The 21,511-nt window shown below is 63.6% G+C and carries 21 protein-coding genes; 9 read left to right on the top strand and 12 right to left on the bottom strand.

Annotated features, from left to right (window positions below):
* A partial coding sequence (locus tag V6M89_RS26840; RefSeq protein ID WP_332856078.1) for a methyl-accepting chemotaxis protein occupies positions 1-1,696 on the bottom strand: 1,696 nt, incomplete at its 3' end.
* Between the two features lie 167 nt (positions 1,697-1,863).
* On the opposite strand from V6M89_RS26840, the gene V6M89_RS26845 reads away from it, so the two are divergent.
* Complete coding sequence (locus V6M89_RS26845; RefSeq protein ID WP_332856079.1) at positions 1,864-2,454, top strand: DUF4337 domain-containing protein; 591 nt, start codon at positions 1,864-1,866, stop codon at positions 2,452-2,454.
* 16 nt (positions 2,455-2,470) lie between these two features.
* Here V6M89_RS26845 and V6M89_RS26850 read toward each other — a convergent pair whose 3' ends face one another.
* Positions 2,471-3,604, bottom strand: a complete 1,134-nt coding sequence (locus tag V6M89_RS26850; protein ID WP_332856080.1) for a GGDEF domain-containing protein — start codon at positions 3,602-3,604, stop codon at positions 2,471-2,473.
* Between the two features lie 121 nt (positions 3,605-3,725).
* Positions 3,726-4,703: a choice-of-anchor A family protein gene (locus V6M89_RS26855; protein WP_332856081.1), complete on the bottom strand. Its 978-nt coding sequence runs from the start codon at positions 4,701-4,703 to the stop codon at positions 3,726-3,728.
* 199 nt (positions 4,704-4,902) lie between these two features.
* Between V6M89_RS26855 and V6M89_RS26860 the strand changes: the two genes are divergently transcribed.
* The 4 genes from V6M89_RS26860 (at position 4,903) to V6M89_RS26875 (ending at position 11,135) form a co-directional block, all read left to right on the top strand.
* Positions 4,903-5,859, top strand: a complete 957-nt coding sequence (locus V6M89_RS26860) for a 5'-nucleotidase (protein WP_332856082.1) — start codon at positions 4,903-4,905, stop codon at positions 5,857-5,859.
* Between the two features lie 135 nt (positions 5,860-5,994).
* A complete protein-coding gene (gene mfd / locus V6M89_RS26865; RefSeq protein ID WP_442882004.1) occupies positions 5,995-9,447 on the top strand; it encodes a transcription-repair coupling factor in 3,453 nt (1,150 codons plus the stop codon).
* A 71-nt stretch (positions 9,448-9,518) separates the two neighbouring features.
* Positions 9,519-10,361 carry a phosphoserine phosphatase SerB gene (gene serB / locus V6M89_RS26870; RefSeq protein WP_332856084.1) on the top strand — a complete coding sequence of 281 codons (843 nt, stop codon included), beginning with the start codon at positions 9,519-9,521 and terminating at the stop codon, positions 10,359-10,361.
* 114 nt (positions 10,362-10,475) lie between these two features.
* Entirely contained in the window at positions 10,476-11,135 is a 660-nt protein-coding gene (locus V6M89_RS26875; protein ID WP_332856085.1) for a hypothetical protein, read from the top strand.
* A 206-nt stretch (positions 11,136-11,341) separates the two neighbouring features.
* Here the strand turns inward: V6M89_RS26875 and V6M89_RS26880 are convergent, their stop codons facing one another.
* Positions 11,342-11,674, bottom strand: coding sequence for a DUF3471 domain-containing protein (locus V6M89_RS26880; RefSeq protein ID WP_332856086.1), 333 nt, complete (start codon positions 11,672-11,674; stop codon positions 11,342-11,344).
* Positions 11,675-11,909: 235 nt separating this feature from the next.
* Here V6M89_RS26880 and V6M89_RS26885 point away from each other — a divergent pair, with 235 nt between their 5' ends.
* Positions 11,910-12,863: a retroviral-like aspartic protease family protein gene (locus tag V6M89_RS26885; protein ID WP_332856087.1), complete on the top strand. Its 954-nt coding sequence runs from the start codon at positions 11,910-11,912 to the stop codon at positions 12,861-12,863.
* Positions 12,864-12,876: 13 nt separating this feature from the next.
* On the opposite strand, the gene V6M89_RS26890 is transcribed toward V6M89_RS26885, so the two are convergent.
* The 4 genes from V6M89_RS26890 to V6M89_RS26905 form a co-directional block, all read right to left on the bottom strand.
* Entirely contained in the window at positions 12,877-13,305 is a 429-nt protein-coding gene (locus tag V6M89_RS26890) for a GNAT family N-acetyltransferase (protein WP_332856088.1), read from the bottom strand.
* Positions 13,306-13,319: 14 nt separating this feature from the next.
* Positions 13,320-14,711, bottom strand: coding sequence for a serine hydrolase (locus V6M89_RS26895; protein WP_332856089.1), 1,392 nt, complete (start codon positions 14,709-14,711; stop codon positions 13,320-13,322).
* Positions 14,712-14,804: 93 nt separating this feature from the next.
* Positions 14,805-15,281 carry a low molecular weight protein-tyrosine-phosphatase gene (locus V6M89_RS26900; protein WP_332856090.1) on the bottom strand — a complete coding sequence of 159 codons (477 nt, stop codon included), beginning with the start codon at positions 15,279-15,281 and terminating at the stop codon, positions 14,805-14,807.
* 9 nt (positions 15,282-15,290) lie between these two features.
* Entirely contained in the window at positions 15,291-15,776 is a 486-nt protein-coding gene (locus V6M89_RS26905; protein ID WP_332856091.1) for a YfbM family protein, read from the bottom strand.
* A gap of 80 nt (positions 15,777-15,856) precedes the next feature.
* On the opposite strand from V6M89_RS26905, the gene V6M89_RS26910 reads away from it, so the two are divergent.
* From V6M89_RS26910 to V6M89_RS26920, 3 genes are all read left to right on the top strand, one after another.
* Positions 15,857-16,825: an AraC family transcriptional regulator gene (locus V6M89_RS26910; RefSeq protein ID WP_332856092.1), complete on the top strand. Its 969-nt coding sequence runs from the start codon at positions 15,857-15,859 to the stop codon at positions 16,823-16,825.
* Between the two features lie 10 nt (positions 16,826-16,835).
* Positions 16,836-17,726: an alpha/beta hydrolase family protein gene (locus tag V6M89_RS26915; protein ID WP_332856093.1), complete on the top strand. Its 891-nt coding sequence runs from the start codon at positions 16,836-16,838 to the stop codon at positions 17,724-17,726.
* 73 nt (positions 17,727-17,799) lie between these two features.
* Positions 17,800-18,168 carry a DUF4870 family protein gene (locus tag V6M89_RS26920; RefSeq protein ID WP_332856094.1) on the top strand — a complete coding sequence of 123 codons (369 nt, stop codon included), beginning with the start codon at positions 17,800-17,802 and terminating at the stop codon, positions 18,166-18,168.
* A 3-nt stretch (positions 18,169-18,171) separates the two neighbouring features.
* On the opposite strand, the gene V6M89_RS26925 is transcribed toward V6M89_RS26920, so the two are convergent.
* From V6M89_RS26925 to V6M89_RS26940, 4 genes are read right to left on the bottom strand one after another with little or no spacing between them, the layout of a single operon-like run.
* Positions 18,172-18,633, bottom strand: coding sequence for a hypothetical protein (locus V6M89_RS26925; protein ID WP_332856095.1), 462 nt, complete (start codon positions 18,631-18,633; stop codon positions 18,172-18,174).
* Between the two features lie 7 nt (positions 18,634-18,640).
* Entirely contained in the window at positions 18,641-19,705 is a 1,065-nt protein-coding gene (gene hisC / locus V6M89_RS26930) for a histidinol-phosphate transaminase (RefSeq protein WP_332856096.1), read from the bottom strand.
* Positions 19,702-20,871, bottom strand: coding sequence for a cystathionine beta-lyase (locus V6M89_RS26935; protein WP_332856097.1), 1,170 nt, complete (start codon positions 20,869-20,871; stop codon positions 19,702-19,704). The genes hisC and V6M89_RS26935 overlap by 4 nt, the downstream gene beginning before the upstream one ends.
* A gap of 26 nt (positions 20,872-20,897) precedes the next feature.
* Positions 20,898-21,485, bottom strand: coding sequence for a response regulator (locus V6M89_RS26940; RefSeq protein ID WP_332856098.1), 588 nt, complete (start codon positions 21,483-21,485; stop codon positions 20,898-20,900).
* Positions 21,486-21,511 lie beyond the last annotated feature (26 nt).

A 21,511-nucleotide genomic window follows, 5' to 3' on the forward strand; every position in this document is an offset into this window, starting at 1 on the left:
CCGCAGCCTTCAACGCCGGACGCGCGGCCGGCGCCGCGACGGCAACCCGCGCCGGCGCTGCCGCCACGCGGGTCTGGCGCCGCGCCATCGCCTGCGGACGCGGCGCCATCGCCTGGTCCAGCTTGAACACGCTGACCACTTCCGCCAACGCCGCCGCCTGCTCCTGCAGCGAGGCCGCCGCCGCTGCGGCTTCCTCCACCAGCGCCGCGTTCTGCTGCGTCACCGTGTCCATCTGGCCCACCGCCATGTTGATCTGGTCGATGCCCACGCTCTGCTCCTGCGTCGCCAGGGTGATCTCGCCCATGATGTCGGTCACACGCTGCACGCTGGAGACGATCTCGCCCATCGTCGCTCCGGCCTCCGCCACCAGCTTGCTGCCGGCGCCGACCTTGTCGACCGAATCGCCGATCAATTCCTTGATCTCCTTGGCCGCCGTGGCCGAACGCTGCGCCAGGTTGCGCACTTCCGACGCCACCACCGCAAAGCCGCGTCCCTGCTCGCCCGCCCGCGCCGCCTCCACCGCCGCGTTCAGCGCCAGGATGTTGGTCTGGAACGCGATTCCGTCGATCACGCTGATGATGTCGACGATCTTGGACGACGACGCGTTGATCGACTCCATCGTATCCACCACGCGCGACACCACGTCGCCGCCGCGCACCGCTACGCCGGACGCCGACGCCGCCAGCTGGTTGGCCTGGCGCGCGTTGTCCGCATTCTGCCGCACCGTCGACGTCAGCTCCTCCATCGACGACGCGGTCTCCTCCAGCGAACTGGCCTGCTCCTCGGTGCGCGAGGACAGATCCAGGTTGCCGCTGGCGATCTGCGTCGACGCCGCCGCTATCGTCTCCGTCCCGCCGCGCACCTGGCCGACGATGCGTATCAGGCTGGTGTTCATGTCCTTGAGCGCCTGCAGCAGCTGTCCGGTTTCCTCGGTGGTCTCGACCTCGATCCGGCTGGTCAGGTCGCCCGACGCCACCGTCTGCGCCACGCGCACCGCCTCATTGATCGGCGTGGTGATCGCCCCCGTGATGTAGGCCGCGCAGCCGATCGCCACCAGCGCCGCGATCACGCCCGACGCCACCATCGCCCACTCGGCGCGCGAGATCGCCGCCGCGCCCTCTTGCACGCTGGTGGCCGCGATGTCCTCGTTGAGTTTTTCTATCTTCATCAGCGTCGCCTCGGCCTTCAGGAACAAGGGCCGCGACAGCTGGTACTGCGCAAAGAAATCGACAAACAAATCCTTCTGCTTTTGCTCGTCCTTGTTGCCTGCCATGGCGCCGACGATGGAGCCGATCTTGTCGTCCACCGCTTTCCACGCGGCCCATTCGCCGGTGAACTGCTTCCACAGCACCTCCTCCTCGGCCGTTTGCGGCAGCGGCTCGTAGCGCTTCCAGCCGCGATCGATGTTGGCCCAGGCTTTCTTGCGCAGCTCCTGCGCTTCGTTGAATTTGTCCTGCGAGTGATAGTCGTTTTCGTAGACCGCCGTGTACAGCGTGGCCGCCGCCACCGCGGTCTGGCCCTCGCTCATCGCCAGCAAACCCTGGATCGACGGCAGCCGCACCACGCCGATTTCGTTGACGGCGCCGCCCACCTTGACAATGCCCGTGTAGCCCGCCGCGCCCACCACCAGCAGCGCCAGCATCATGATCGCCACCAGCACGGCGAGCTTCCACTTGATGAGTAAATTCTTGAACATCCGGTATCCCTTGAAGTGGTGAAATCGAGGAGAGAATGTGTGACAATTCCCTTAGGCCCAATATGCTGTCCGGGCATGGCAGCGTCAATCAGATTCTTTCAGTCTGTGGTGCCGCGCGCACAGTTGTAGGGTAAGCTTGCGGTTTTTACACCGCCCCCCTACCGAAAATGGAAGCACTAGACATCGTCGATACCCAGGCCGACACTCCCGCCGCCGGCCGCAAGCTCAATGCCACCGTCGCCATCACAGTCGCGCTGCTGGCCACCTTCATGGGCATCTGCAAGGTCAAGGACGACAACATCAACCAGAGCATGCAGCAGGCGCAGGCCAACCGGGTCGACCACTGGGCCTTCTACCAGGCCCGCAACGTGCGCGAGGAAGTCGCCAAGTCGACCGTGGTGCAGCTGCGCCTTGCCGCGGCGGGCAAGCCGGCGACCGAGCAGGCTGCCTACCAGGAAGCGATCAAGCAGTACGAGAAGGTGGTCCAGGACCAGGACAGCAAGAAGGCCGAAGCCAGGGCCCAGGCCGAGCAGGACCAGAAAACCTACGACGCCGCCAACTTCAAGGACGATCAGTTCGACCTGTCGGACGCGCTGCTGGCGATCGCCATCTCGCTGCTGGCGATCACCGCGCTGACCCAGTTGTGGGCGCTGTACTTCGCGGCGCTGGTGCCGACCGCGTTCGGCGTGCTGATGGGATTATCCGGCCTGGCCGGCTGGAGCCTGCACCCGGCCGCGCTGATCGCGCTGCTGTCCTGACGCCGGCGGCCGGAGCTTAGCCGCCGATCACGCGGTTGCGGCCAGTGCGCTTGGCTTCGTACATGGCGGCGTCGCCGGCGGAGATCAGGCGTATCAAGTCATAGCCATGTTGGTCCGACGAGACCACGCCGACGCTGGCCGTATAGCGCACCGACAGCGCATCGATCTCCACCAGTTCCAGCTCGATGCGCGCGCGCAGCCGCTCGGCCACCTTGGCCGCGGACGGCAGATCCGAGCCGTCCAGCACCAGCACGAACTCCTCGCCGCCGAAGCGCGCCAGCAAATCGTAGGGCCGCAGCTCCAGCTTGAGTATGCCGGCCAGATGGCGCAGCACCTCGTCGCCGACCGGATGGCCGTAGGTATCGTTGATGGTCTTGAAGAAGTCGACGTCGATCATGATCACGGCCAAGCTGCGGCGGCCGCGCTGCGCGCGCAGCGCCACCCGCTTGCCGTGGATTTCCAGGCCGGCCCGGTTCAGCGCCCCGGTCAGCGCATCGAGCGTCGACAGGCGCCGCAGCCGTTCGGCGTAGCGCCACATCACCATCAGGATCAGGCCGAACGCGATGCAGACCTGGGCCAGCGGTATCACCAGCATGCTGGCCCCCATCACCAGTGAGCTCGGCACGTCGGCCGGATCGCCATGGAACAGCATGTGCACGCCGCGCACGAACAAGGCCAGCCCCAGCACCGAAAAGCCGGTCACGCTGATGATGATGCCGCGCCAACCGCCGTGGCGGGCGATGGTGACCGCGCACAGCCAGTTCAGCAGCGCAAAATAGAAACCGCTAAAGCACAGCCTCGCCCGCAGGCTGGGCACGATCAGGCTGAAGTAGGTGGAGACCAGCAGCGCCAGCACGGTGATGATGGCCACGCCGCGCCAGCTCAACGTATCGGAGCAGTGCACGCGCAGGCCGCGCAGCACCAGCCCCAGGCCGAACGCCATCACGCCGTAGCCGACCACCATGTGCAGGATGGCAGGCAGGTCATCGAGGTTGGTCATGGCCAGGCCGACCGACACCACCAGATTGCCCAGCGCCCACCAGCGCAACTCGGGCGGACTGCCCGAATAGCAGGCGGAGGCGACCAGCAGCGCCGTCGTCAGCAATGTGACGCAGACCTGTACCAACAATAGAGTGTCGAGATTGAGCACGCCGGATTCCGCCTTGAGGGATGCCTCAATGTATCCCAGCGCACGGCCAGTGGCAATCGCACATGTAAAAAAGAAACAAAAAAAGCTGCCGAGACAGCTTTTTTCGCGACGCCGGCCGGTATCAGGCCTTGCGGCGGCGTGCAACCACGCCCATCAGCGCCAGGCCGCCCAGCAGCATGGCATAGGTTTCCGGCTCAGGCACCGGGGTGGCGATGTAGCCCTTGAACGGCTCGTAGCCGATCTCGACCGCGCTGACCAGGGCGCGGGCCACAACGCTGCCCTCCAGGTGGCCGGCGCCGGACACCACGGCGTTGTTGGCCAGCACCGAACCCCAGACGAAGGTGTTGACCTTGACGCCGGTGGCGTCGTTCAGGTTGAACAGCACGTTGGCGCGCATCTGCTCCAGCAGGCCGCCCTGACCGCCGCCGAAGACCACGTCGCCCGTGCCGTTCACGTTGATGACCACGGTGGCGCCGTCTTTCACGTTGCTCAGCGTCAGGTTGCTCAGGTCGTGGGTGCCGACGTTGAACACTTGCAGGCCGGAGCTATTGTTGCCGACCAGCTCGATGCCGCCGTTGACGAAGTTGACCGCGCCGTTGCCGGCCTGGCTGTTCAGCGTGCTCGACAGGCCGGTCAGTTGGGTCTTGGCCGCGGCGAAGTCGGTGTAGGTCGAAATATTGGCTTTGTTCAGCGTCAGGTAGGAAGACGAGTTGTTCGCGCCGCCGTACACGCCAAAGCCGTTGTAATTCTTGGTGTATTCGGTGATCGGGCCGATCGAGGCGTTGGTGTTCACATTGGCCAGCGGCGCGGCGTAGATGTCGCCGCCGTTCAGCCTGACATTGCCGCCGACTACCAGGCTGGGCGCGGTGACGCCGAACGGAGTGCGGTAGCCGATCGATGCGCCCGAGGTGTTGACGCTGCCGCCGACGGCCATGCGGCCTTCGATATCGGTGAAGCTGCTGGCGCTGCCGTAGAAATAGGCGCTGTAGTCCGACGCCGGACCCAGGTTGAAACTAGGCGCCGCGGCCTGGGCGCTGCACAAGGCAGCCGCGCCCAGCACCAGCGGCAAAATGCGGTGCATCAGAGTGGAAATGGTCATGGTATGTAATTGGTATGTTCGTTAGGAAACAGGAAAAACCCTCAAGCAAGGGCTGAATTATATCTCATCAACAACAAGAATAATATTATTGATAAGAAAAATATCCGCACTATATAACCAATTACATACCAATAATATGCCGCACGCTATGCGGGCGTATCGGGTAAAGTGATGCTTATAGCAATCCACCGACTAAACCATGGCCTATCCTATCGAGCATAAACTGGTGATCGGCATCGCCTCCAGCGCGCTGTTTGACCTGACCGAATCGCACAAGATCTACCTGGAGGGCGGCGCCGAGGAGTACCGCAAGTACCAGGAACAGCATATCGACGTGATCCTGGGCAAGGGCGTGGCCTTCCCCTTCATCCGCCGCTTCCTCAACATCAACAAGCACTACGCCCAGTCGGCGCCGGTGGAAGTGGTGCTGATGTCGCGCAATTCGCCGGAAACCGGGCTGCGGGTGATGAATTCCATCGCCCACTACGGGCTGGACATCTCGCGCGCCTGCTTCGTCACCGGCAAATCGCCGTACAGCTACCTGCCGGCCTTCAATACCTCTTTGTTCCTGAGCGCCAACGAGGAGGACGTCCGCAACGCGCTGGAGGCCAATTATCCGGCCGGCCTGGTGCTGCCCTCGCGCACCGAGGACGATGACGACGAGGAATTGCGGGTCGCTTTCGACTTCGACGGCGTGATCGCCGACGACGAATCCGAGACCGTCTTCAAGCGCAACAACGATGTCGACGAGTTCCATGCGCACGAGCGCGAGCGGGTCGCCATCCCCCACCAGCCCGGCCCGCTGGCCGACCTGTTCCAAAAGCTGTCGCTGATGCAGCGGCTGGAGGAACGCGCCCAGCGCCGCGATCCGTCGTACAAGCGCATCCTGCGCATCGCCATCATCACCGCCCGCAGCGCGCCGTCGCACGAGCGCGTGGTCACCACGCTGAAGAGCTGGGGCGTGTCCGCCAACGAGACGTTTTTCCTGGGCGGCATGGAAAAAGCCCGGGTGCTGGGCATCTTCAAGCCGCATATCTTCTTCGACGACCAGCTCAGCCACCTGAAGTCGGCCGGCGGCAACATACCGATGGTCCACGTGCCCTTCGGCATCGCCAACCGGCCGGCTGCCCCCGCACTGCGGCCCGAAGGGGTCTGACCCCGCCCGGGGTCTGACCCCGCCCGGGGTCTGACCCCAGCCTCACCGGGGTAGCGCGCCGTTCACTCGAAGACTGGGCTTCGTCTATAATGTCGGCAGCGGCATTGCCACTCTGGCGACGCGCCTTAACAGTGAATGTGTGTTGTGTCCCTGGTCTTAAAAAACTCCCTACCAAAACCCGGCACCCGCTTCGCCCTGCCTGCGCTGCACGGCTCGTCGGACGCCTACGCATTGGCGCTTACCGCGCTCGAACTCAAATCCCAGGGCCAGATGCTGGCCGTGATCGTCGCCAACGCCAGCGACGGCCAGCGCCTGCTGGACGAGATCCCATGGTTCGGCGGCGACCAGCTGCGCTGCCATTTGCTGCCGGACTGGGAAACCCTGCCCTACGACGCCTTCTCGCCGCACCAGGACCTGGTGTCCGAGCGCCTGGCCACGCTGCACGAAATCTCCAGCGGCCAGTGCGACGTGATGCTGGTGCCGGCCACCACGGCGCTGGTGCGCATGGCGCCGCCGTCGTTCCTGGCGGCCTACACCTTCTTCTTCAAAAAAGGCGAGTCGCTCGATGAAGCGCGCCTGAAGGCGCAGCTGACGCTGGCCGGCTACACCAACGTGGCGCAGGTGATGTCGCCCGGCGAATACTCGGTGCGCGGCGGTTTGATCGACCTGTTCCCGATGGGTTCCGCCCTGCCCTACCGGCTCGACCTGTTCGGCGACACCATCGAAACCATCCGCACCTTCGACGCCGACACCCAGCGCTCGCTGTACCCGGTCAACGAGGTGCGGCTGCTGCCCGGCCGCGAGTTCCCGATGGACGAAGCGGCGCGCACCACCTTCCGCAACCGCTGGCGCGAGCAGTTCGAGGGCGATCCATCGCGCTCGGTGGTGTACAAGGACATCAAGAGCGGCATCGCCTCGGCCGGTATCGAGTACTACCTGCCGCTGTTCTTCGAAGAGACGGCCACGCTGTTCGACTACCTGCCGCAGGGCGCGGCGCTGGCCCTGGTGGGCGACATCGACGCCGCCATCAAGCGCTTCTGGACCGACACCGGCTCGCGCTACCGCTTCCTCAAGTCCGACCGCGACCGCCCCATCATGGCGCCGGAAGCGCTGTTCCTGTCGGACGAACAGTTCTTCACACTGGCCAAGCCCTACGGCCGGCTGGTGATCTCGAAAGATGCGGACAGCGGCGCCTCCGAGCTGTCGGCGCCGGTGCCCAACATCGCCGTCAACCGCCACAGCGACGACCCGCTGACCAATCTGCGCGCCTACCTGCTGCCTGCCGGCCGCCGCGTGATGATCTGCGCCGAATCGAACGGCCGCCGCGAGACGCTGCAGCAGTACTTCACCGAATACGACCTGGCGTTGACGCCGGTCGAAGGCTACGAAGGCTTCGCCACCTCCGGCGCGAAGCTGATGCTGGGCGTGGCGCCGCTGCACGCCGGCTTCGAGCTGTCGACGCCGACCGAAAACCTGATTTTCATCACCGAGACCGAGCTGTATGCCGGCTCCGGCCGCCGCGTCGGCAAGAAGAAGCAGGAAGCCGTCACCCAGGTCGAATCGATGGTGCGCGACCTGTCGGAGCTGAAGATCGGCGATCCGGTGGTGCACATCAACCACGGCATCGGGCGCTACATGGGCCTGACCAGCATGGACCTGGGCGAAGGCGAGACCGAGTTCCTGCACCTGGAATACGCCAAGGACACCAAGCTGTATGTGCCGGTATCGCAGCTGCACGTGATCTCGCGCTACTCCGGCGCCTCGCCGGAAGACGCGCCGCTGCATGCGCTGGGTTCCGGCGCGTGGGAGAAAGCCAAGCGCCGCGCCGCCGAACAGGTGCGCGACACCGCCGCCGAGCTATTGAACCTGTACGCCCGCCGCGCGCTGCGCCAGGGCCATTCGTTCGAATATTCGGCGCACGACTACGAGCGCTTCGCCGACAGCTTCGGCTTCGACGAAACGCCGGACCAGCAGGAAGCGATCAACAACGTCATCAAGGATATGACCTCCGGCAAGCCGATGGACCGGCTGGTGTGCGGCGACGTCGGCTTCGGCAAGACCGAGGTGGCGCTGCGCGCGGCCTTCATCGCCGTCATGGGCGGCAAGCAGGTGGCGATCCTGGCGCCGACCACGCTGCTGGCCGAGCAGCACGCGCAAACCTTCGCCGACCGCTTCGCCGACTGGCCGGTGCGCATCGCCGAAATGTCGCGCTTCCGCACCGGCAAGGAGATCACGCAGGCGATCAAGGGCATGGCCGACGGCACGCTGGACATCGTCATCGGCACCCACAAGCTGCTGTCGGACGACGTCAAGTTCACCCGCCTCGGCCTGGTCATCATCGACGAAGAACACCGTTTCGGCGTGCGCCAGAAGGAAACCCTGAAATCGCTGCGCGCCGAGGTCGACGTGCTGACGCTGACCGCCACGCCGATTCCGCGCACGCTGGGCATGGCGCTGGAAGGCCTGCGCGACTTCTCCGTCATCGCCACCGCGCCGCAAAAGCGCCTGGCGATCAAGACCTTCGTGCGCAGCGAGGGCGAATCCATCATCCGCGAAGCCTGCCTGCGCGAATTGAAGCGCGGCGGCCAGGTCTACTTCCTGCACAACGAGGTCGAGACCATCCAGAACCGCATGGCGATGCTGACCGAGCTGCTGCCGGAGGCGCGCATCGCCGTGGCCCACGGCCAGATGCACGAGCGCGACCTGGAAAAAGTGATGCGCGACTTCGTGGCGCAGCGCTACAACATCCTGCTGTGCACCACGATTATCGAAACCGGCATCGATGTGCCTACCGCGAACACCATCATCATGCACCGCGCCGACAAGTTCGGCCTGGCGCAGCTGCACCAGTTGCGCGGGCGCGTCGGCCGTTCGCACCACCAGGCCTATGCCTACCTGCTGGTGACCGACGTGCAAGGACTGACCAAACAGGCGCAGCGCCGCCTGGACGCGATCCAGCAGATGGAAGAACTGGGCAGCGGCTTCTATCTGGCGATGCACGACCTGGAGATCCGCGGCGCCGGCGAAGTCCTGGGCGACAACCAGTCCGGCGAGATGACCGAGATCGGCTTCCAACTGTACTCGGACATGCTGAACGAGGCGGTGCGCTCGCTTAAGGCCGGCAAGGAGCCGGACCTGGCGGCGCCGCTGGCCACCACCACCGAGATCAACCTGCACGTGCCGGCGCTGCTGCCGGCCGATTTCTGCGGCGACGTGCACGAACGGCTGTCCATTTACAAACGCATGGCCAACTGCAACGTCCAGGACAAGATCGACGACATGCAGGAAGAGATGATCGACCGTTTCGGCAAACTGCCCGATCCCGTCAAGGCGCTGATCGAGACCCACCGTCTGCGCATCGCCGCCAAAACCGTGGGCATCGTCAAGATCGACGCCCATGGCGAAGCGGCCACCCTGCAGTTCATGGCCAAGCCGCCGATCGACCCGATGCGCATCATCGAGCTGATACAGAAGAACCGCCAGATCAAGCTCAATGGCCAGGACAAACTGAAGATCACCGCCTCCATGCCCGACCTGGCGGCGCGTGTCGCCCAGATCAAAGGTGCGATCAAACAGTTGACCACATGAGCCATAACCAGTAACTTGGGCGCTTAGCCCAAAAAACGCTATACGCATTTATGAAGACTGCAAAAAATACTATGAATCTCGTGCTGCAAGGTTTGGACGACTGCAAGGCCCGGCTGGAACGCATCGCGGCGCTGACGGCGCCGAAAAACATCACCTGGTTGAACGAACGCGCGCTGCGCTGCGAAGGCATCACCTTCTCGCCGGCGCTGCGCCAGACCATCGAAGTGGCCGCCCAGGCGGCCCAGCTGGACGCCACCTATTCCATCGGCATGCACAAGATGAGCGAATTCAAGCTCGTCGCGATGGACATGGACTCGACGCTGATCACCATCGAGTGCATCGACGAAATCGCCGACATGCAAGGCCTCAAGCCGCAGGTGTCCGAGATCACCGAGGCGGCAATGCGCGGCGAGCTCGATTTCTCCGAGAGCCTGAAGCGCCGCGTGGCGCTGCTGGAAGGCCTGGAGGCGTCGGCGCTGGAGCGCGTGTATAACGAACGCCTGCAACTGTCGCCGGGCGCTGAGACCATGCTCAAGGCGGTGCAGCAGGCCGGCCTGAAAACGCTGCTGGTGTCGGGCGGCTTCACTTTCTTCACTTCGCGCTTAAAAGAGCGCCTGGGCCTGGACTACACCCACGCCAACGAGCTGGAAATCGTCGACGGCCGCCTGACCGGCCGCGTGGTCGGCGGCATCGTCGATGCGGAAGAGAAGCAGCGCACCGTGGAACGCGTGTGCGCGGAGCTGGGCATCGAGCCTTCGCAGGCGATCGTCATGGGCGACGGCGCCAACGACCTGAAAATGATGAGCATCTCCGGCATGTCGGTGGCGTTCCGCGCCAAGCCGGTGGTGCGCGAGCAGGCCAACGTGGCGCTCAACTTTGTCGGCCTGGACGGCATTCTTCCGCTGCTGACCTGATAGGCGCTAGCGATTGGTGTTAAAACAACTATTATTGCTCTTCATTAGTAGATAAATATGCATTTTTTCATGTGGTGTGCCATGATTATCGATTAGGTAATTAATGGGGACTACATGAATATCTTCCGCTTGGTACTCGTATTGGCGACGCTATCGCTCGCATCTCAAGCAAACGCAGAACTACATCAGTACACATTCAAGAGCGTGTTGGTACCGGATAACGCGGTCAATGCAACGAGGGTTTATCCTGACGGAACGACAATAACGGGCAAATTCCAGTTGGACGACAGCCTGTCCTCTACCGACTATACAAACAGCCGCTACACTTACGGCGCCTTCAGTGGATCTATTCTTATTGGAAACAACGCAATAAAGTTCGCCGACAGCCTGGTCTACGTCACCAATAACTACGCGAACATCACTGAAGTAGTAATGCTCGGAGGAGGCCGATGGAATACGGGCGGCTCGATTTCGGAAACGCAGGCTCCGGCAGGCTATGCAATAGAAGGATTGCAGCTAAGTTTTGATTTTCAGCGCGCCGCGATCGATACGCCTATCGATCGTCTCTTTTCCAGCCAGACACCTATATCTAGCTCGCTATACCTTGATTATGGCCTTTCAAACGGTATGTTCTATGGGAATTGGGGTAGCGTGACGGAAATCAAACCGCTATCGCCGATACCCGCTGTTCCAGAGCCGAATATGGCGCTCTTGATCGGGATTGGTTTCCTCTGTTTGTTAGTAGCGAAGCGCAGGGCAGCCCGCGAAACCTGATCGCATTAGCACAGTGAATGGGCAATCAAAATCGTTCACTGTACTAATCGCGTGACGGACTCTATGCTGGCGGCTCACTGAAGGAGCCGTCATGCATCAGATCACGCTGGAACAAGATACGCGGCGGCATCGGCATCTTCGTGGTGTCGACCTTCGACGGCGACCACCTGCTGCTGCAACAGCGCGATCTCGATCGCGCCCTGCCTTTACTTGACGCTGCGGGCCACCATCTGATCCGGGCCGTGTAGGCTCACTCCGGCCACGTTGCCGTTGTCGCGCTGGTCGAACTCCACGCGCAGCCCGCCCCAGCGCGTGATGAATGCGCCCTTGCCGGCCGGCTCCAGTTCGACCACGGGGCCGTTGTTCATCTGCACAAACAGCTTCTTGCGATGCTCGGTGACCGTCAAGGTCCGGCCGTCGGCCAGATCGTACTGGCCCCTAAATTCCTGCAAGTCCGCCTCCTGCAGCGGTTTCTCGGCCGCGCCCGCTGCGCCGGGAATGCAGCAGCCCAGCAATAGTGCCCACACAAAAGTACGCATGATATTTCCCATCCAAGTAGATATCGCCATCGCTCACAATGTGGATGGCAATGGCTACACTCTAGACAAAAGACCACCTTTTGCACGGAGCATCCGACAAACAGTGGCTGCCGCCGGACGAACGGTTGTTATGGGGGTGTGAACGTGCAAGGCGGCGTGGCAGATACCGTCGATATCAAACACGAAAATTATCAAAAATGATAATATTGATTTTTATCTACAGCTCTTGCTATCCATGATCCGCTTCCTCCTTTGCATGCCGCTGCTGCTGGCCGCGGTCGCCAGCCAGGCCGCCACCGAATGCCGCTACACCGAATTGGCCGCGCTGGACATCAACGTGGACGAACGTTTTTCCGACACGCCTTACCTGGACGCGCAAATCAACGGCAAGTCGGTGCACATGCTGATCGACACCGGCGCCTTCAAAACCCTGTTGACGCGCGCTGAACTCGACCGCCAGAAAGTGACCCTCACCCGTTCTCGCGAGATCGTGAATGGCGTGGGTGGGCGCGCGGCGATGTTTAACGCCCGTCCGAAAGAAGTGATCATCGGCCCGGCGCGAGTGCGCCAGACCTGGTTCCCCGTGGTCGAGGGCCTTGACTATCCCGGCTACGGCGGCATCATCGGCGCCGACTACCTGCTGCAAGCCGACCTGGAAATCGCGCTGGCGGACAAGCAACTCAAGTTCTTCCGAGGCGCCGGCTGCGACGACAAGTCGCTGGCCTACTGGGACGTCAAAGCAATGGACGTGCCGCTGGACATACCATACCGCGACAGCCGCGCGATGGTGCCGGTGACGCTCAACGGCACCAAGCTGATGGCCCTGATCGACACCGGCGCCACCATCTCGGTGGTCGACCAGCGCACCGCCGAACGCCTGGGCTTCGACCCAGCGGCCGCCGACACCCGCAAGGGCAACAAGCTGCGTGGCCTCAACGACAAAACCCGGCAATCATGGATCACCACTTTCGACAGCTTCGCCATCGGCGAGGAACAGATCGCTCATCCGCGCCTCACCGTCATGGAGTCGGTGGACGGCGACATCGACACCAGGGATCATCAGATGGTGTTGGGACGCGACTTCCTGCGCGCTCACCGCGTACTGCTGTCGACCGCTCAGCGGCGCTTCTATTACTCGTATCTGGGCGGCCCGGTGTTCGCCGCCTCGCATGGAGCGAAGCAGCCGTAACTGGCTACGGCTATCAGCCGTCCAGCTTTTTGGTCAGCGCATAGCGCGCCCCGCCGGGCGGGAAATCGGCGAGGCGGCTGAACACGGTGTAGCCGAGCTTTTCATAGAACGGCAAGGCCTGGAAGCTGAGCGTCTCGACGAACACATTCCGTACGCCGCGCCGCAAACCCTCGCGCTCGGCGATCGCCATCAACTCGCTGCCGTAGCCCTGCCCGCGCACGCTGTCGTCCAGCCACACCACCTGGATCTGCAGCCAGCCAAGGTAGGTGGCGCCCAACAGGCCGCCAACCAGCTTGCCGCCGTCGTCCTTGACGGTGGCGACCAGGTAGTTCGGCGTTTCGCCGTTGGCTTGCGCCGCGTTGTAGGCGGTCAGGCCCTTGACCAGCGCCTGCATGTCGCCGCCGTCGGGCGACTCTTCCAGTTGGACGATATGTGCGCTCATGATCATGCGACCGGTTATTGGCCGGCAGCCGGGCTGTCATCGGCGGGCGGCGCTTCGTCCACGCGCGGCATGCGCATATTGCGGCCGCCTTGCAGCAGCGTTACCGCCTCCACCTTGCCGGCCGCGTCGCGATGCAGCACGAGCTGCGCATCGACCTTGCGCAGGAATAGCTTGTCCGCCGACTCGGCATAAATCGGCAGCGACGCCTGGCCTTGCAGCTGCGTCGTCATGCCGCCGTTACTGGTGCGCAGCCACAGGCGGCGGCCGTCCGGCATCGTGTAGGTGCCGGCGATGGCGGCCATCTGTTCGGCCGACAAAGCGATGTCCTTGCGTTCCGCCGGCATCAGATAGGTGCCGCCGTGGGCGGTGGCGGTCAGCCCGGCGGTCAGCGATTCCAGCTGGCTGCCTTCGACGTTACTGAGCACGATCACGCTGACCTTGTCGGCCATGCGGTAGCGCACCTCGGTGGCGAAACCTTCGATGCCGCCGCCGTGGCCCACTTCCTTGCCGCCGTCCTTCTGCTGTATGCCCAGGCCGAAGCCGTAGCCGGAGTGGTACGGCGTGGTCATCGCCTCCAGCGACGCCGGCGACAGCAGCTTGCCTTCATACAGGCCGCGCTGCCAGCGCAGCAGGTCGCCGGTGGTGGAGTACAGTGCGCCGGCGGCGTGCGGGACGCTCATGTTGATAAAGCCGGCGTTGCTCATGCCGTTCTTGCCGCGAGCATAACCGGCGGCGCGGTTCGGCAGCACGGTGGCGTTCCAGTCGTAGCCGCTGTCCTTCATGCCGAGCGGCTCGAAGATGTTCTGGCGCACGAAGGCGTCGTAGGTCTGGCCGCTGACCTTCTCGATCAGGGCGCCCAGCAGCACATAGCCGGTATTGCTGTAGTTGAAGCGGGAGCCGGATTCAAACTCCAGCGGCTTGTCGCGCACCAGCGCCACCGATTCCTCCGGCTTCTTGTTGAACGGCTCTATCGCCTGGTATTCCTTGGTCGACGTGAAATTGGCGATGCCCGAGGTGTGGTTCAGCAGCTGGAAAATCGTGACCTTGCTCCACGCGGCAGGCAGGCCGCCGAGGTATTTGCTGACCGGGTCGGAGACGACCAGCTTGCCGCGCTCCTGCAACAGCAGCACGCTGGCGGCCGTGAACTGCTTGGTCACGGAGCCCAGGCGGAACTTGGTGTTCGGCGAATTGGGGATGTTCCACTCCAAGTTGGCGGAGCCGTAGCCCTTGTCCAGCAAGACTTGGTCGCCTTTGGCCACCAGCACCGCGCCGGAAAAATGATCCTGGGCGACGGCCTTGTCGACCAGCGTTTCGAGGCGTTTCAGATCCTGCGCCTGCACAGTCCCACCCAACAGCACGGCCGTAGCCAGGCCCAGGGACAGCATCCACTTGCGGTGTTGCGACATATTTTTCTCCCGATGCGGATCGCTCTCAATTGGCGATCAACCGCCGTATGCTGCCACCAACTTATCTTTTTCGCAATCGCTTTCGCAGTCGCTCTATTTCTCGCTCAGCGCAGCGATCAGGCCATCGGATGCGTCTTCGATATAGTCCAGCACCATGTCGAAACCGCGGCCGCCGCCGTAGTAAGGATCGGGCACCACATCGGATCCGCTGCGGCGCGCATGCGCCATGAACAGCCCCAGTTTGTGGCGGTGCTGCGGCGGACAGGCCGCCTCCAGCAGGCGCAGGTTATCGTGGTCCATCGCCAGCACATGGTCGAAGGTTTCGAAGTCGCTGGCCGCCACCTTGCGCGAGCGCTGCGCCGACAAATCGTAACCACGGTTGGCGGCATGCTCCATCGACCGCGCATCGGGCGGTTCGCCGACGTGGTAACCGTGGGTGCCGGCCGAATCGATGAGGAAGCGGTCGGCCAGGCCGGCCGCCTCCACACGCTGGCGGAACACGCCCTCCGCCGTCGGCGAGCGGCAGATATTCCCCATGCAGACAAACAGCACCGAAGTTTTTGCAGCCATTGGCACGTCCTAAGCGAGGAAAAGAACCACGCCATCGCCACGCTTCGCGGCGTCGGCGTAGAACTGCGCCATGCGCAGATAATAGTGGATCACATAATCGAGCGCCTCGTCGTCGCCCAACCAGGTATCGGGGTAGATCTGCGCTTCGGCCATGGCCTCGGGAGCATAGCGCGCGCGCATGGCTGCTTCGTCGATGGTGGCCAGCGTGGCAGCCACAGCCCGGGTATCTTCCGGGCTGAGTATGCGCGCGGGGCCGTAGTCCATCTCCTCGCCGACCGGTTCGCCGCCGAAGATCGCCGGCGCCAACTGGCCCTCTTCCGGCCCGGCCGCGCCGTTCAGCATGTAGTGGATCGCATGCCAGGCCTTGTCGACGTCGATGGAGTTTTTCGGCTCCTCTTCGGCTGGATAGAGGAAATCGGCGAGGGAGTCCGGGTCATCCTTGAACTCGGCGATCTGTTCCGCATTCACTGCGACAAAATATCCGGCCATACCCATGGGAGCACACTCCTTATATAATCAACATGATTGTATTTTATAGATTTTCATTCAGGTCCGGCGTCGCGCCGGCAAAATAAATGAGCCTCTCCAACGACCAGTCCCCGCGCGCCGAGTATGCGCGGCGCATGAACCGCGTGCTGAACTACATCGACGCCCATCTGGACCAGCCGTTGGAACTGGCCCAGCTGGCCGATGTCGCCAATTTCTCGCGCTTCCACTTTCACCGCATCTTCCAGTCGTGGATGGGTGAAACCCTGGGCGACTACGCGCGCCGCCGCCGGCTGGAAAAAGCCGCGTTCCGCCTGAGCTGCACGCCGCCCGAATCGGTGCTGGAGACTGCGCTGGCCACCGGCTTCGGCTCCGGCGAGGCGTTCGCGCGCGCCTTCAAGCTCCGGTTCGGCTGCACGCCGACCGAGTGGCGCCGCGACACCCAGGAGCGGCTGGCCTCGCAGGCGCTGGGCGGCAGCCGCCGCGCGGAGAGCAATCTGGATCAGGTGTTGAGCAACTACGATCAGACGCCGCAAACCGCCATCGGCGACGATGACATCTCCAACCACGAACCAGGAGATTTCAACATGGACGTTAAAGTGATCGATCTACCCGCCGCGCGTGTCGCCTATCATCGCCATTTCGGCCCTTACGGCCCCGGCATCGGCGCCTTCTGGCGCGGCACGGTATCGCCGTGGATACAGTCGCATGGACTGGACCAGCAGGTGTGCTACGGCGTCAGCTACGACGACCCGAGCATCACGCCGCCCGACAAGTGCCGCTACGATGCCTGCGTCACCGTGCCGGAAAGCTTCACCGCCACCGGCTCGGCCGACATCACCACCCTGCCCGGCGGCCGCTACGCCGTGGCCCACTTCGAAGGCCAGCCCGCCGAGATCAGCGACGCCTGGACCTGGATGACGCGCAACTGGCTGCCCTCCAGCGGCTTGCAGTGCGACGACCGCCCTTGCTTCGAAATGTTCAGGCCCGACCTGGCGATGGACCCGAAGAGCTGTGCGATGACGCTGGACATCTGCATTCCCGTTCGACCGCTGTAAGGAGCAAACCATGGTTCACGTATGTGGCTGTCGCCTGGTCGACATCGATGACGCGGCACAGGGTGCGGTGGTGCCGCTGGCGCTGTTCTATCCCGCCGACGGCGTCGAAGCGGAAGAACACTTCGGCCCATACGCCGTGAGCGTCGCCAGGGATGCGCCGCCGGCCGCCGGCGCGCATCCGCTGGTGTTGATCTCGCATGGCAACTCCGGTACGCCGTGGGCCTACCGGCAAATGGCCAGGCACCTGGTGCAGGCCGGCTTTGTGGTGGCGCTGCCCGCGCATACGGGCAATACGCGCCACGACAACAGCCTGGCCGGCACCGCCGCCAACCTGGCCAACCGGCCGCGCCATATCACGCTCGCCATCGATGCTGCGCTGGCCGACCCTGTGCTCAAACGCCATATCGCCGCCGACGGCGTGGCCGTGATCGGCCATTCGATCGGCGGTTATACGGCGCTGGCGGTGGCCGGCGGCCAACCCTGGTCCGGACCGCGCGAAAGCAAGGATGGCCAGCCGCAACCGGTGCCGGTGCGGGCCGACGCGCGCGTGCGGGCGCTGGTGCTGCTCAATCCCGCCACGTTCTGGTTCATCGCCGGTTCGTTGCATGAGGTGCACGTGCCGATACTGATGCGCACCGGCGAAAAGGACGACATCACGCCAGCCGAACATGCGGAGAAAATCATCGCCGGCGTGCCCGATGCCGCGCTGGTAGAGCACCGCGAGATAGCGGGCGCCGGGCACTTCGCCTTCATGAGCAAGTTCCCACCGGAGATGACGCGGCCGAACTTCAAGCCTTCGCAGGACCCGCCGGGCTTCGACCGCGACGCCGTCCAGCCGGAGCTGTTCGCCGACATCGCGGCCTTTTTACGGCGCACACTGGCAGGCTCCGGCCAAAGATGATATTTTGCTACGTGCGCCGCAGATTCCGCTCTGTGGCTATACTGAAAACCACTATTCAAGCAAAGGACTGATCATGTCGCAAGAACTGGTTCTGGACGGCCGACTCGAATCGGCCAAGACCACCGCCTGGTGGCTCTATATCGTGCATGCGGTGAGCTTCCTCTTTTCGCTGGGCCTGTTTTCCGTCATTCCGCTGGCGCTCAACTACCTGCAACGGCCGACCACCGAGGGCACCTTCGTCTACAGCCATCACAGCTGGATGATCCGCTCGTTCTGGTGGTATGTGGCGTTCGTCGTGGTGGGCGCGCTGCTGTTTGTCACGATCATCGGCATCCCGTTGGCCTACCTGGTCTGGCTGGGCGCCTGGCTGTGGAAGGCCTATCGCCTGATCGTCGGCGTACAACGCCTCAACCGCAACGAGCCTGCCGCCGTTCCCAACTAGTGCCTAGGCCATTGGCATCAGCGACACCATGCGCAGGTGGCCCGCTTTGCCGAACTCAAACCGGACCTTGTAGCCATTGACGCCGTAGGTCGCCCAATGATGTATGTAGCCCATCAGCGGATCGGGCTTGCCGCCGCCGGACTTCTGCGGCGCCCCCAATGCCGTGTCAATGGCGGCCCGGCTCCAGCCGGCGGCCACGCCAGCGCACAAGGGACCTGAATAGGGCCGATAGCCCTCTTCATTCTCGAAGTAGAAAAAGACATATTTCAGTACGCCGCCGCGAACACCCATCAAGATGCCGTTCGCGCGGAAGCTGTAGTACCGGGTTTTCCCGACCGGGTCGTCATGGTCGTCCGGGTCCTCGCTCACTGACGCCGGACTGCCGATGAGGGCAAGCAGATTCGCGAAGGCGGGAGATCCTTCCTCCGCCCCCAGCAGCTGACCGAATTCAAAAAATTCCGGCATCACTTCCTCACCCCGTTGGCAGTATCGCTTTCAGCGCATCGACCAGCTTCGCGCACTCTTCGTCCGTGCCGATGGAGATGCGCAGGAACTGGTCGATGCGCGGCTGCTTGAAGTGCCGCACCAGGATCGCCCGCTCGCGCAAGCCCGCCGCCAGCTGTGCCGCGTCGTGGCCGGGGTGGCGGGTGAAGATGAAGTTGGCCGCCGACGGCAGCACCTCGAAGCCCAGCGCCTGCATCTGCGCGGCCAACCACGCGCGCGTGGCGATGATGGCTTGCGAAGTCTGCTCCATGTAGGCCAGGTCGTCGAGCGCCGCCACCGCGCCGGCCTGCGCCACCTGCCCCAGGGGATAGCAGTTGAAGCTGTTCTTCACGCGCTCCAGGCCCGCGATCAGGTCCGGATGGCCGACGGCATAGCCAACCCGCAGCCCGGCCAGCGAGCGCGATTTGGACAGCGTATGGATCACCAGCAGATTATCGTAGCGGCCCAGCAGCGCGATCGCGCTTTGCCCGCCGAAGTCCACATAGGCCTCGTCGATCACCACCACCTGCTCGGGATGGGCGGCCACCAGCGCTTCGATCCGCTCCAGCGGCAGCGCGATGCCGGTCGGCGCGTTCGGGTTGGCGATGATGATGGCGCCGCACGGCTGGCGATAATCCTCGACGTCGATCTCGAAGCGCTCGTTCAGCGGCACCTGCACCGCCGTGATGCCGTACAAGCTGCAATAGGTCGGATAAAAACTGTAGCTGATGTCCGGGCAAAGCAGCGGCAGCTGGTGCTTGAGCAAGGCGTGGAAGGTATGCGCCAGCACCTCGTCCGAGCTGTTGCCGATGAAGACCTGTTCGCGCGTCAGGCCGAAGCGGCGCGCCACCGCGTCTTTCACAACGGCGTTGCCGGGATCGGAATACTTGCGCAGCTGGTCGCCGACGGCGGCCTGCATCGCCGCTATCGCCTTGGGCGACGGGCCGTAGGGGTTTTCGTTGGTGTTCAGTTTGACCAGGCCGGGCATCTGCACCTGTTCGCCCGGCGTGTACGGCGTCAGGCCGTGGACCACATCGCTCCAGAAGCGGCTCATTGCAGTTCTCCCAGCGCGCGTTCGACATCCGCGATCAAGTCGTTGACATCCTCCAGGCCCACGTTGAAGCGCACCAGTATGCCCTTATCCTGCCAATCCTTGCGCATGTGCTGTATCCGGTAAGGCATCACCAGGCTGTTGGCGCCGCCCCAGCTGTAGCCGATCTTGAAGAACTTGAGCGCGTCGACGAAGCGGTCGGTCTGCTGCTCGGTATAGCGCGCGTCGAACAGCACGGAGAACAAACCGCCGGCGCCGTTGAAGTCGCGCTTCCAGATCTCGTGGCCAGGGCAATCGGTAAAGGCCGGATGCAGCACCCTGGTGATTTCCGGGCGGGCCTGCAACCACGCGGCCAGCTTGCGCGCCGCCGCGTCGTGCGCGTCGAAGCGCAAACGCATGGTCGGCAGGCCGCGCGCGACCAGGTAGGCGTCGTCCGCGCCGACGCCCATGCCGAGCCGCATATGCGAGAGACTGAGCTTTTCGTGCAGCGCCGGATCGCGCACGATGACTGCGCCCATCAATACGTCCGAACCGCCTGACTGGTACTTGGTCAGCGCCTGCATGATGATGTCGACGCCAAGCTCGAAGCCGCGCAGCGCCAGGCCGGCCGACCAGGTGTTGTCCAACGCGACCATCACGCCGCGCTCGTGCGCCGCCTTGCAGATGGCCGGCAGGTCCGGCACTTCCATCGACACCGAACCCGGCGCCTCGGTCCAGATCAGCTTTGTGTTCGGCTGGATCAGCGCGGCGATGCCCTCGCCGATCAGCGGATCGTAGTAGCGCGCGGTGATGCCGTAATCGGCCGACAGCCAGCGCCCCAGCTCGCGGTTGGGGTTGTAGACGTTATCGGGCAACAGCACGTCGTCGCCGGATTTGAGCAGCGCGAAGTCGACCATCGCGATCGCCGCCAGGCCACTCGGCGCCAGCAGGCAGTACTTGCCGTCCTCGATCTCGGCCAGGCGCGCTTCCAGCGTGAAGGTGGTCGGCGTGCCGTGCAGACCGTAGGTATAGGCGTTCTTCTCTTTCCAGTCGCCCGAGCGCATGGCCGCCACGTTCTTGAACAGCACCGTCGAGGCATGGTGGATGGCGCCGGGGAAAGCGGCGAAGCCTTCCGGGGCCTGGTAATCGGTATGTACGAGTGCGGTCTGCGGGGATTTTTTGATGGTCATGGCCCGATTATAAACGCTTTGCGCGATCAAACCTTAAGCAGGCCACGGCTGGCCGGGGTCGACAGCATTTGCTCCACCGCCGCCAACAGCTCGTCGTTCTCGAACGGCTTGCGTACCACGCCATGCGCCCCCAATGTGAGCGACGCCCGCAGACGCTCCTCGGTGTCGGCGGACACCACCAGCGTCTTCGACGGCGCAAAAAGCTCGTTGCTTTGCAGGAAACGCAGAACGTCCAAGCCATCGAGGCCGGGCATGCACAAATCCAGCGTCATCACCGAGGGCTTAAATGTCGACAGCATGGCGCCCGCTTCGAATCCGTTGGTCGCGATCGCTGTTTCAAAGCCCGCCCCGCGCAGCACGCGCTCGATCGCGCGCGCCATGGCCGGTTCGTCATCGGCGATCAGCACGCGCCTGGGCACGGCGCTCGCTTGCGAACGGTCGGGGATGCCGTTCTCACGCATGAAGCGATGCAGCTCGCCTGGCAAGACCCGGCGATCGCCTCTGCCCGGCAATTTATACGCCTGCAATAGCCCGCGGTCTATCCAACGCAGTACGGTTCGAAAATTAACTCCGCAAATGCGCGCGGCCTCTCCTGTGGTCAATACGTCTTCCATGCGCTCGTCCTGTATCAAGTTCTTTT

Source organism: Duganella sp. S19_KUP01_CR8 (genome assembly GCF_036688705.1).
GTDB lineage: Bacteria > Pseudomonadota > Gammaproteobacteria > Burkholderiales > Burkholderiaceae_D > Rugamonas.

Coding starts and splice junctions, on each gene's coding strand:
- V6M89_RS26920 (WP_332856094.1), top strand. CDS start 17,800: ATGTCGCAAGAACTGGTTCTGGACGGCCGACTCGAATCGGCCAAGACC.
- V6M89_RS26915 (WP_332856093.1), top strand. CDS start 16,836: ATGGTTCACGTATGTGGCTGTCGCCTGGTCGACATCGATGACGCGGCA.
- V6M89_RS26845 (WP_332856079.1), top strand. CDS start 1,864: ATGGAAGCACTAGACATCGTCGATACCCAGGCCGACACTCCCGCCGCC.
- V6M89_RS26940 (WP_332856098.1), bottom strand. CDS start 21,485: ATGGAAGACGTATTGACCACAGGAGAGGCCGCGCGCATTTGCGGAGTT.
- mfd (WP_442882004.1), top strand. CDS start 5,995: ATGTGTGTTGTGTCCCTGGTCTTAAAAAACTCCCTACCAAAACCCGGC.
- V6M89_RS26905 (WP_332856091.1), bottom strand. CDS start 15,776: ATGGGTATGGCCGGATATTTTGTCGCAGTGAATGCGGAACAGATCGCC.
- V6M89_RS26895 (WP_332856089.1), bottom strand. CDS start 14,711: ATGTCGCAACACCGCAAGTGGATGCTGTCCCTGGGCCTGGCTACGGCC.
- V6M89_RS26900 (WP_332856090.1), bottom strand. CDS start 15,281: ATGGCTGCAAAAACTTCGGTGCTGTTTGTCTGCATGGGGAATATCTGC.
- V6M89_RS26855 (WP_332856081.1), bottom strand. CDS start 4,703: ATGACCATTTCCACTCTGATGCACCGCATTTTGCCGCTGGTGCTGGGC.
- V6M89_RS26910 (WP_332856092.1), top strand. CDS start 15,857: ATGAGCCTCTCCAACGACCAGTCCCCGCGCGCCGAGTATGCGCGGCGC.
- V6M89_RS26880 (WP_332856086.1), bottom strand. CDS start 11,674: ATGCGTACTTTTGTGTGGGCACTATTGCTGGGCTGCTGCATTCCCGGC.
- V6M89_RS26925 (WP_332856095.1), bottom strand. CDS start 18,633: ATGCCGGAATTTTTTGAATTCGGTCAGCTGCTGGGGGCGGAGGAAGGA.
- V6M89_RS26935 (WP_332856097.1), bottom strand. CDS start 20,871: ATGACCATCAAAAAATCCCCGCAGACCGCACTCGTACATACCGATTAC.
- V6M89_RS26885 (WP_332856087.1), top strand. CDS start 11,910: ATGATCCGCTTCCTCCTTTGCATGCCGCTGCTGCTGGCCGCGGTCGCC.
- V6M89_RS26890 (WP_332856088.1), bottom strand. CDS start 13,305: ATGAGCGCACATATCGTCCAACTGGAAGAGTCGCCCGACGGCGGCGAC.
- V6M89_RS26875 (WP_332856085.1), top strand. CDS start 10,476: ATGAATATCTTCCGCTTGGTACTCGTATTGGCGACGCTATCGCTCGCA.
- V6M89_RS26860 (WP_332856082.1), top strand. CDS start 4,903: ATGGCCTATCCTATCGAGCATAAACTGGTGATCGGCATCGCCTCCAGC.
- hisC (WP_332856096.1), bottom strand. CDS start 19,705: ATGAGCCGCTTCTGGAGCGATGTGGTCCACGGCCTGACGCCGTACACG.
- serB (WP_332856084.1), top strand. CDS start 9,519: ATGAATCTCGTGCTGCAAGGTTTGGACGACTGCAAGGCCCGGCTGGAA.